The sequence below is a fragment of the Flavobacterium sp. DW-iso2 genome, assembly GCF_058725285.1.
Genome location: NZ_JBZXDY010000008.1, coordinates 178,149 through 187,954, shown reverse-complemented (window position 1 = coordinate 187,954; position 9,806 = coordinate 178,149). Strand labels below are relative to the sequence as shown.

At 34.3% G+C, this 9,806-nt stretch carries 8 protein-coding genes; 1 reads left to right on the top strand and 7 read right to left on the bottom strand.

Features of this window, described 5'->3' with window-relative positions:
- Window positions 1–67 precede the first annotated feature (67 nt).
- The 5 genes from AC4PRO_RS08195 to AC4PRO_RS08175 form a co-directional block, all read right to left on the bottom strand.
- Entirely contained in the window at window positions 68–442 is a 375-nt protein-coding gene (locus AC4PRO_RS08195; protein WP_492116991.1) for a hypothetical protein, read from the bottom strand.
- Window positions 443–629: 187 nt separating this feature from the next.
- Window positions 630–1,343 (bottom strand): hypothetical protein, encoded by a 714-nt coding sequence (locus tag AC4PRO_RS08190; RefSeq protein ID WP_492116990.1) that lies wholly within the window; start codon window positions 1,341–1,343, stop codon window positions 630–632.
- Window positions 1,344–2,028: 685 nt separating this feature from the next.
- On the bottom strand, window positions 2,029–3,654 hold the full coding sequence (locus AC4PRO_RS08185; protein ID WP_492116989.1) for an amidohydrolase: 1,626 nt from the start codon (window positions 3,652–3,654) through the stop codon (window positions 2,029–2,031).
- A 223-nt stretch (window positions 3,655–3,877) separates the two neighbouring features.
- On the bottom strand, window positions 3,878–5,554 hold the full coding sequence (gene asnB / locus AC4PRO_RS08180) for an asparagine synthase B (RefSeq protein WP_492116988.1): 1,677 nt from the start codon (window positions 5,552–5,554) through the stop codon (window positions 3,878–3,880).
- Window positions 5,555–5,786: 232 nt separating this feature from the next.
- Window positions 5,787–6,236: a hypothetical protein gene (locus AC4PRO_RS08175; protein ID WP_492116987.1), complete on the bottom strand. Its 450-nt coding sequence runs from the start codon at window positions 6,234–6,236 to the stop codon at window positions 5,787–5,789.
- Window positions 6,237–6,454: 218 nt separating this feature from the next.
- Between AC4PRO_RS08175 and AC4PRO_RS08170 the strand changes: the two genes are divergently transcribed.
- Window positions 6,455–7,000, top strand: a complete 546-nt coding sequence (locus AC4PRO_RS08170; RefSeq protein ID WP_492116986.1) for a DUF2911 domain-containing protein — start codon at window positions 6,455–6,457, stop codon at window positions 6,998–7,000.
- Window positions 7,001–7,080: 80 nt separating this feature from the next.
- Here the strand turns inward: AC4PRO_RS08170 and AC4PRO_RS08165 are convergent, their stop codons facing one another.
- Together AC4PRO_RS08165 and AC4PRO_RS08160 are read right to left on the bottom strand one after the other, a co-directional pair.
- A complete protein-coding gene (locus tag AC4PRO_RS08165) occupies window positions 7,081–8,835 on the bottom strand; it encodes a TonB-dependent receptor (protein WP_492116985.1) in 1,755 nt (584 codons plus the stop codon).
- Between the two features lie 95 nt (window positions 8,836–8,930).
- Window positions 8,931–9,797: a PhzF family phenazine biosynthesis protein gene (locus tag AC4PRO_RS08160; protein WP_492116984.1), complete on the bottom strand. Its 867-nt coding sequence runs from the start codon at window positions 9,795–9,797 to the stop codon at window positions 8,931–8,933.
- Between the last annotated feature and the right edge of the window lie 9 nt (window positions 9,798–9,806).

Below are 9,806 nucleotides of genomic sequence, written 5' to 3'. Positions count from 1 at the left end.
ATGACCAAACACTTTTAGAGATAGACGTGAATTGATTTATAATGTGGGCACGAGCGGGACGCTCGCGCTAGCGGGGGCTTTCGTTATTTAATTCTTTACTAAATCGCTGTATCCAACCGTTTTCAATAATGGGTTCGGCTTTTAACATTTCACTAATTTTATTCAAATCAACTTGATTTCCATTTTCTTCATACACAATTTTAAATTCTGTGTGTTCTTCAAAAATACGTAAAAAGTCGAACGAAGCTCCTTTCAAAATCTCTCTAGTATAATATTCAATTTCTCTTTTTTGTACTTCGCTCATATTTTCAAAAAGATTTTTATACCCTTCTGTTTGTGCCAAGTCCGTCACTTTATTCAAAACGAAGCGATATTGGTTATCAAAAACTTCATTAGTTAATAAATCACCAAACTCATCTAAAATTTCATTATTTGACTTCATAACATATTTAATTTACGCCATTCCAAGGAATGTTTTTTATTTCAGTAACTCCCTGAGCCTTTAAATCTTCTAATGCTTTCACAACCCAACACATAACTGCTGCCACCATCATAAAGTCTTTGATAAACGGCAAACCCGTCGTCGCTATCGCTTACATATTTTTTAAAAGCGTTTGCAAATCCGCCTATCAGGTTAAACTTTCTCGACTATATGGCTTTTGGATTAAATATTTTTCATCCCAAGCATATAAAGGTTTTGTTTTTTCTAAGGTTTTTAAAATTTTGAAATATTTATCATAATCTTTTTTAAATAATTTATCTTTTGGTATTTCGATAATCCTTTTTTTTAATTGATTTGTTTTGTTTTCTATAAATTCATTAAATTCAGGATGTGAACAGAGTTTCCAAATAATAATTTTTTTAAATAGAGCATCACCAGAAAATATATCTGACAAAATACTAATATCATCACTTTCCAAAAAAGGTAAAAAATCGCGTATATCTTGCCAATAGTTAAAAAAAGGCAATGCCTCTTTTTGTATGTATTCCTGTATAAGCTGGCACGCTTTATCTACACCTGATTCAGTATCTAAACCAACGGGCAATTGACTCAAAATTCCCTCACCTATTTTATGATTGAAAAGGTATTTATTGATATTGATATTGATGGTTGTAATAGAAAAATTATCTTCTTTTTTATATAAAATATTTTCTATTTCTTTAAAATTGATACTTGCAACAATATTTGAGGTTAATAAATCATCAATGCTTCCTAAAAAAATTCCTTTTATTATTTTATCATTTTCTGAAAATCCTTTTAAATATATATTTTCTACTAATTTTACAGAGAATTCCATGGGTAATATTTTATCAATTTTTTGAATTATATATTCGTTGTCCATACGTTAACTATTTAAATATTTTTATTGTTTCTATTATACCTATTCCCCCCCGCTGGTTTGAGCGTATGCTAGCGCGAGCGTCTCGCTCGTGCCCACAAAGTAAAAACATTATTAATTCCCCACGCCGTCGCGAGCAAAAATAACTTCAAAGGCTAGCGCGACGCCTCTGGCTCGTGCCCATTATCATAAGCAGCTAAAACAAAAACCCAACCTACAACCCTAAAAAGTTGTAGTTTGTTGTTTTAGGGATAGTTATATTTATCAAAAAAGCAAATGAGCAGGAAATATAAATTTGCTTCCTCCCGAATCTTTTGGTGTGGTTCGTTCAAGAGAAACAAAACATTCTTATGTCTAAAAAACATGCTAGATTTTTAGCCCTGATAGAAGTGGCATCCTTTTTAGCCTCGTTCTCAAAACGAGACTAAAAAGATATAACGGACAGCAGGAATAGCTTCAAAAAAATAAAGAAATCTCTTCCAAATCAAGTTATCTTTGCCAAATGCCAAAAAAACCCCTTCTCCTACTTCCTCTATTTTCGTTTTTCCTACTAGGTCAAGCATAAAGTTACGCCGTTACGATAAGTACTTAGGTAAGGTAGCACTCACACAACTGGCACTCGGGACAAACGAACCCCGGAGGAAAACTAAAGTATTATATTGTACATAAAGCTTCTCAGTCATTTCGTTTATTTGACCTTAATTCCTTTTAAATAGGTATTCACGGGCTTCATTCCCAAAATGGCACTGTCTTCGATTTTCATAATGTCTTTATCATACATAACAAAGTCGGCCCATTTACCCACTTCAAGACTTCCTTTTTCTTTTTCTTCGAAATTAGAATAAGCAGCCCAAATAGTCATTCCTTTTAAGGTTTCCTCTCGCGTCAATGCATTTTCCATCTGGAAACCATCTCTAGGATATCCTTTACTGTCCTTTCTGGCTACAGCCGCATGAAAAGTCAACATTGGGTTCACTTCTTCGACAGGAAAATCAGTTCCTAAAGCTATAACACCCGCTTTTTGAAGTAATTTTTTATAAGCATAAGCATTCTTTAAACGCTCTTTTCCTAGTCTTTGCCCTGCCCAATACATATCTGAAGTAGCGTGCGTCGGTTGAACAGAAGGAATAATTCCCAATTCGAAATAATCAAAATCTGCCTCTTGTACCACCTGTGCGTGCTCAATTTTCCAACGCCTGTCTTTTTTACCTTCTAAAGCTGCTTTGTACACTTTCAATATTACCGTATTTGCAGAATCACCAATTGCATGTGTATTCAATTGAAAATCGGAAGCTGCAATTCTATTGGCGATCATTTTCATATCAGGTATAGGAGTAATTAATGCGCCAAACTGCTCAGGACTATCTGAATATGGCTTGTGCATACAGGCCCCACGAGAACCTAAGGCACCGTCACCATACATTTTAAAAGAACGAACATCCAGATTATCGGTTTTGTAAAGACCTTTTTTTAGATATAAGTCCATGTTTTTTTGATTCACCGTAACCATTGCATAAACATTAAGCTTCATGACCTTAGCCTTTTGCAAACTATCGATTAAATCTATAACCTGAGGATCTAAACCAGCATCATTTACCGTAGTCAATCCAAAGTCGAACATGATTTTCTCTGCATCCAGCAGTGCCGTTATTTGTGTTTTTCTGCTTGGTTTTGGAATGATATTAAACACCAATTCCATTGGGTTATCAATTAAAATTCCTGTTGGTTCTCCATTTACTATTTCTATCTGCCCGCCAATTGCCTTTGTGTCTTTTGTAATATTTGCCAAGGACAATACTTTACTATTCACCACTATGGCGTGACCATCAACTCTGTTAAGCACTACAGGAATATTAGGAAAGTATTTGTCTAAAATTGCTTTAGAAGGAAATTCTTTAACCGCCCAGTCATTTTGATCCCAACCGTTTCCAACAATAAATTTAAGATTTTTCTTTTTCTGAAAAGTCTGAATACGACTTATCACTTCCTTCATACTTTTAGTACCGCGCAAATCAACTTCCTGTAAATTTAGCCCGTAACCATAAAAATGACAGTGCGCATCAATTAAACCTGGATAGATAAACTTGCCTTTCGCATTGATCGTATTCGTAGATTCAAACTTATTGATAATCTCTTCATTTGTTCCAATGGCCACGATTTCTCCGTCACTTATAGCCATTGCTGTTGCAGTATCAAAAGTTTTGTTTACAGTATATATCGTAGCATCAGTAATTATGCAATCAACTGTAGCTTTATCCTTTTTTAAACAAGAAACAAGGGTAAATAAAGCAAGAATTAAAATATAGGGTTTCATATTGTGCGGTTTAGATAGGCTAATATAAAAAAGAAGCGCAAATAAAAAAAACTACTCCTTGTTATTTACATCGAATCCCGATACTACACTAATTTTTCAAAACAAAATAGAATAATAAATCCCTAAAATTTCAACACATTACCCATGTTGTTATTAATTTTAAACAAAAAAACGCTCTCATAAAGGAGAACGTTTTCTTAACTAATTAAAAATAAACTTTAAATTATGCTTTTGCATAAGCATCAGAATGCACATTAGCAACTGCTCTTCCCGAAGGATCATTCATGTTTTTAAATGCTTCATCCCATTCCAAAGCGATTTTTGTACTACAAGCCACACTAGCTTCTTGAGGCACACATAAGGCTGCGGCATCACTTGGAAAATGTTCATGAAAAATAGAACGGTAATAATATTCTTCTTTAGATGTAGGCGTCTGTAATGGGAAACGGAATTTTGCATTTGCCAGTTGCTCGTCTGTCACCTCAACAGCTACTACTTCTTTCAATTTATCAATCCAACCATATCCTACTCCATCACTAAATTGTTCTTTTTGTCTCCAAGCAACACTTGGCGGCAACATCTCTTCAAAAGCTTTACGCACTACCCATTTTTCCATCGGGTGCTCTTTATTGATCATTTTATCTTGTGGGTTGATTCGCATGGCTACATCCATAAACTCTTTATCTAAGAATGGTACACGTCCTTCAATTCCCCAAGCAGCTAAACTTTTGTTAGCTCTTAAACAATCGTACATGTGTAGCTTTCCTAATTTACGAACATTTTCTTCATGGAATTCACGTGCGTTTGGCGCTTTGTGGAAATACAAATACCCTCCAAACAACTCATCAGCACCTTCACCAGACAGTACCATTTTGATCCCCATTGATTTAATCACTCGTGCCATCAACCACATTGGAGTTGATGCTCTAATCGTAGTTACATCATATGTTTCCAAGTTATAAATTACGTCTTTAACCGCATCTAAACCTTCTTGAATTGTAAATTTAATTTCGTGGTGAATGGTTCCAATATGATCTGCTACAATTTGAGCTGCAGCTAAATCTGGTGAACCTTCAAGACCTACAGAGAAAGAGTGCAATTGTGGATACCAAGCATCAGCAACATCGCCTGACTCAATACGTTTTTGCGCATATTTTTTGGCTATAGCCGAAGTAACCGAAGAATCCAATCCTCCTGAAAGCAATACTCCGTAAGGAACGTCACTCATCAATTGTCTATGAACCGCAGCTTCCAGTGCCTCTTTAATAGCAGGAATACTTGTTTCGTTGTCTTTTACAGCATCATAATCAGTCCACTCTCTTTTGTACCATTGTACAAACTCACCATCTTTACTTGTCATATAATGTCCTGGGGGAAACAATTGGATTTTTGTACAATATCCTTCCAATGCTTTTAATTCTGAAGCTACATAAAAAGTTCCGTGTTGGTCCCAACCAATATATAGTGGAATAATCCCCATATGGTCACGAGCTACAAAATACTCATCTTTATCCACATCATAGATCGCAAATCCGAAGATTCCATTCATTTCATCTATAAAATGAGGTCCTTTTTCTTTGTAAAGTGCTAAGATCACCTCGCAGTCACTTTCTGTCTGAAAGTTATATTTCCCCTCAAATTGTTTACGCAACGCTCTGTGGTTGTAAATTTCACCATTGGCAGCTAAAACTAATTTTCCGTCTTCACTAAATAACGGTTGTTTACCAGAAGCTGGATCTACAATTGCCAAACGCTCATGAGACATAATCGCTTTATCATTACTATAAATACCACTCCAGTCTGGTCCACGGTGACGAATGATTTTAGACATTTCTAATACTTGAGGTCTTAAAACTTCCGCTTTTTGTTTTAGGTCAAAGGCACATACTATTCCACACATAACTATATATTTTTAAACTGTTATATTTATTTTGATAAGCCAAAGATGCAATTACAGTTACAATTACAAAACACAAATCGCCAAATTGGTTATAATTATAAGTAATAATTGTAAATTAGACTCAAAACTGTAACTAAAAGAACATCGAGAATAGTTTCCAAGTTGAAAATAGTAATTTCATAACGTCTTCTAAAATAATAAAAGCATCTAAGAGGACTAATTAGAATGAATACTATGCAATCTCCTCTATCAAATACTTTGTAGTATTTATTTCGAATGTAAAACCTACCACATTCCCCATCAGTTTATTTCCTAAAGGTGATTGTGGAGACAAGGCAATAACATTAACTCCTTCTATATTAATTTTAGGCAATGCTAAACTAAGGTATAAGTAAATTCCGTTTGCTTTCACTAAACTCCCTACTACTATAATTCCCGCAATTTTTGAAGGGTCAATTTTATCTAAAATTGCTTTTTGCGCAACCACTTCGCGTAGTTTATTATTCAGCTTTTCCTGTTCGAGATGCATCATGGATAATGCTGTCTCGTGCTTATCCCCGGCAGAACCTTTGGCATCATTTTTAGAATCCTCGGTAAGTGCCACAATCATATCTCTAAAAACATCAATTCTGTCTTGAACGAGTTGTGAGTAATACTGATATATCTTTTGTTTGAAAGTCATAATTATAATTTTAAATACAGCAAATGCAAATGAGTTTGGCACATTTCGCTTGAGAAGCAACAACACTATTTCACATTACAGCTACCAAAGTTATGTTATTATTGTAGAGTCTAACAACTTTTTTTAGAATCCTTTTCAGTATTTGTAGTGAGTTTTAATAGGAATTTCTAACTTTACATTTGATTCAAATACTAATTTCAACATATATAATTAAAACTATGAAAAAATCGACATTGATTACTACAATCGCTTTTGGCTTTATGATACTACTATCATCAAATGCAAATGCTCAGAAATTCCCTGATCTTGATAAGAGCCCTATGGATTTGGCTTCCTACCCCACCGATTATAAAAATGCTGACAAACTTGCAAAAGTAACCTACAGCAGACCGCAACTAAAAGGACGTAGTTTAGACGAACTTGCTCCAGCGGGGAAAGTATGGAGAACAGGCGCAAATGAAGCAGCAGAAATCACGCTTTACAAAGACATGAAATTAGGAGAAACTAAAATTAAGGCAGGTACTTATACTTTATATGCTATTCCAGAAAAAGACAACTACACTATAATTATTAGTAAAGATTTGAATGTTTGGGGATCTTATTTCTACAAAGAAGCTAATGATGTTGCTCGATTAAAAGTCCCTGTAACTGAAGGTACTGATTCATTAGAGTCTTTTTCTATGGTTTTCACCAAAGCGGATAATGGTATCGTTCTAAACTTAGGATGGGATAAAGTTAGAGTTGCAGTTCCGTTTACTGAATAAGACTACTTTACAGTATACAAAAAATGGCTTCCCAAATCAGGAAGCCACTTTTTTTTCTGTCGTTTAGGCTTTAAGCCAAATTAAAAATCAAACTTATAATTAGCACCTACCACGATTTGAAAACTTTGAACCGGGTAATTCAACCATTTTTGATAGCCGTTATTCGTGATATTATTAGCTCGTAGAAATCCAGTCAATTGACTGTTGTATTTATAACCTAAATGTGCATTAACATCAAAATAACTGTCTAATGTTATTGGGCTAGAATTTGTTACAAAAGCAGTATTGCTTTGTATATCCTTACGTTCCCCTACATAAAAAACAGTAGCTCCGGCAAACCATTTTGGCGTAATATTAAAATCAATATTAGAGTTCAACTTAATCGTTGGTAAATTCCAGGCCTCTTGCTCCAGATCGTTTGTATAACTACTAAAAGTTCCGCTGATTCCAAAAGTCACATCATCTGAAAAATTAGCTTTTAAGTCTCCTGAGAAACTCACCGTTTTCATATCATCATAAACGACTTGAAATGAATTTCCATAGGCATAGTCTTCATTTGACGTATTTTCATTGTAATCATTACTTTTATACAACGCCTTATTTCTTTCATTTATATAAGAGCCTCGAATATTATAACTCACATTATTCACTATTTTCCCTTTCAAACCAGCAAAAACATCATATTGTTGGTCTGTTGGCCTGATATCCAAAGTAGGTGATAAGAATAAATTTTCATTGGCAAAATCCATATAAGAGTTTTGCTCTAAGTTCCCCTCAGCACCGGCATAAAAAATCATTAAGTCCCCAACCACCTTGTACGAAGCATTAAAATTCGGATACACATACAATTTATTAGTACTGCTTTCATTATCTAAACTATAAAATATTTTAGCACCAATATTCAAGGTCCAATCCTCCTTTTGCATTACAAAACTAGGAGCTATACCCAAATTTGTATACCCATATTTTAAAGGTTCTGTATTAGTCTTTAAATAATTATTTTCAAAACTTCCTCCTACGTAATCAACGGTTATGTCTGTTCTAATAGACTCATCCATCACATCGAATTGTAAGGAAGGCTTGATATAAAATCTGTTTTCAGCAGAACCTAAAGCATCTGTAAAGCGATTAAACTTCATACTTGCTTCATTCAAAAGACCTTCATTAAAATCAATTTTACCGCCAAAAGAAATAGTGTTGTAAGTATGCTGTGGGTCAATTGCAAAAATCAAATCAGATCCATCAGCCGGGTTTAAAGAAGTACCAAAATTTTCTGGTAATCCGTACCAGTTATAGATTTGGTTTTTATATCCTAAATCTAGATTCCAAGACATATCATTATAATTAGCCCCATACGTCAAATCGATGGATGAATCATAAAATCGATCGTCTAACTCTATACCGCTTATTCCGCCTTGTGAAGACAGATGACGAAACATTCCGCCTACATAATCATTGTTATCTAGTTCTTGGTTAACAAACAATTCAGCATTTAATGTTCTGTAATTTCCAAATCCCAGCGTAGCATAATTATTATACATATGCTCTTGTTTTGTTTTGTCCACCCCTTCTGCTTTTCCTTTTGAAGGCGTAAAAGTAGAAGCTACTGGAAAAGAAAAAATAGAATATTTAATCGTTTCTTTTTTAGCATTCCCGTCATCATCAAGAACGGGAGTCTCCTGTACTTTGAAAGCATCCGAAATGGCAGGCGTATAAGGCTTCACCACGTTGACAACCTCAGAGCCTATGTTTTCCTCTTTCTTTTGTGCAAAAGAAACCTGAAACACCATTAGTAAAACGGCAATGATAATCTTATTTTGGAAATTGAATTTCATATTTTATTATTTTTTTAGAGTTAAGAAGAAAAGTTCTTGTCTTAATCTCCTGTTATTCTCTTTTCTTATTATTTTTTCTAACTAGTTTTTTGTCGCTATTCTATTTCCCATTCTCCTTTTGCAATGAGTTGCGTTTTACCACCTATTTTAATATCGAAATGTCCATCAGATAATTTTCCTTCGAAAAAAATTTGTGACGGTCGATCAATAAATTCCCCTTGATTATTAATTATTTCAATTGCAGGAGCATGATATTTCAAAAGAAAAGCTTGCAAACAGCTACTTGCACTTCCTGTAGCAGCATCCTCTATCAACTGATTTTTTTCGATACACAACATTCTACTACTGAGCATTGCATCTTCAAGACAAAAAAAATACAATGCCTGATGCGCCGTTTTACAATGATCCTCTAGCCAATTCTCCGCTTTGCTTTTATCCAGTTCAATTTTTTCAAGTGTCTTTTTATCTTTAACAGCCACCATTATAAAAGCACTACCAGTAGTGACTTCTTGAATCTCAAATCGGCTATCAAAATCATCTATTTCTAAATTACTGAAAGAAACGAAATCCTGTTTTGAAAAAACATCAGAAAATTCTGGTTGCGCTGCCTGTAACCAAACTAAACCTTCGGATTGATAAACTGGAATTGAGCCAATAGGAACTTTCACCGTACATTTTTGATGATTATTATTAAAAATTTTATTCATCAATACCCATGACGTCCCTATAATAGGATGTCCCGCAAACTGCATTTCCTTTGCTGGAGTGAATATTCTAATTTGCGCTGTCGCTTCATCAGGATTCATTTTAGTAATAAATGTACTTTCGGCAAAATTAATTTCAGCAGCTATTTTCTGCATCTGATCCTCCGCTATATTCTCAGCATTTAAAAAAACTGCCAATTGATTCCCAGCATACTTGCGATCTGAAAAAACATCAACGATGTAAAAAGGAATGTTCATTTTTTATGA

Bases quoted from the DNA above. Each gene is read 5' to 3' on its own strand.
- AC4PRO_RS08195 (WP_492116991.1), bottom strand. From the start codon at position 442: ATGAAGTCAAATAATGAAATTTTAGATGAGTTTGGTGATTTATTAACT.
- AC4PRO_RS08190 (WP_492116990.1), bottom strand. From the start codon at position 1,343: ATGGACAACGAATATATAATTCAAAAAATTGATAAAATATTACCCATG.
- AC4PRO_RS08185 (WP_492116989.1), bottom strand. From the start codon at position 3,654: ATGAAACCCTATATTTTAATTCTTGCTTTATTTACCCTTGTTTCTTGT.
- asnB (WP_492116988.1), bottom strand. From the start codon at position 5,554: ATGTGTGGAATAGTATGTGCCTTTGACCTAAAACAAAAAGCGGAAGTT.
- AC4PRO_RS08175 (WP_492116987.1), bottom strand. From the start codon at position 6,236: ATGACTTTCAAACAAAAGATATATCAGTATTACTCACAACTCGTTCAA.
- AC4PRO_RS08170 (WP_492116986.1), top strand. From the start codon at position 6,455: ATGAAAAAATCGACATTGATTACTACAATCGCTTTTGGCTTTATGATA.
- AC4PRO_RS08165 (WP_492116985.1), bottom strand. From the start codon at position 8,835: ATGAAATTCAATTTCCAAAATAAGATTATCATTGCCGTTTTACTAATG.
- AC4PRO_RS08160 (WP_492116984.1), bottom strand. From the start codon at position 9,797: ATGAACATTCCTTTTTACATCGTTGATGTTTTTTCAGATCGCAAGTAT.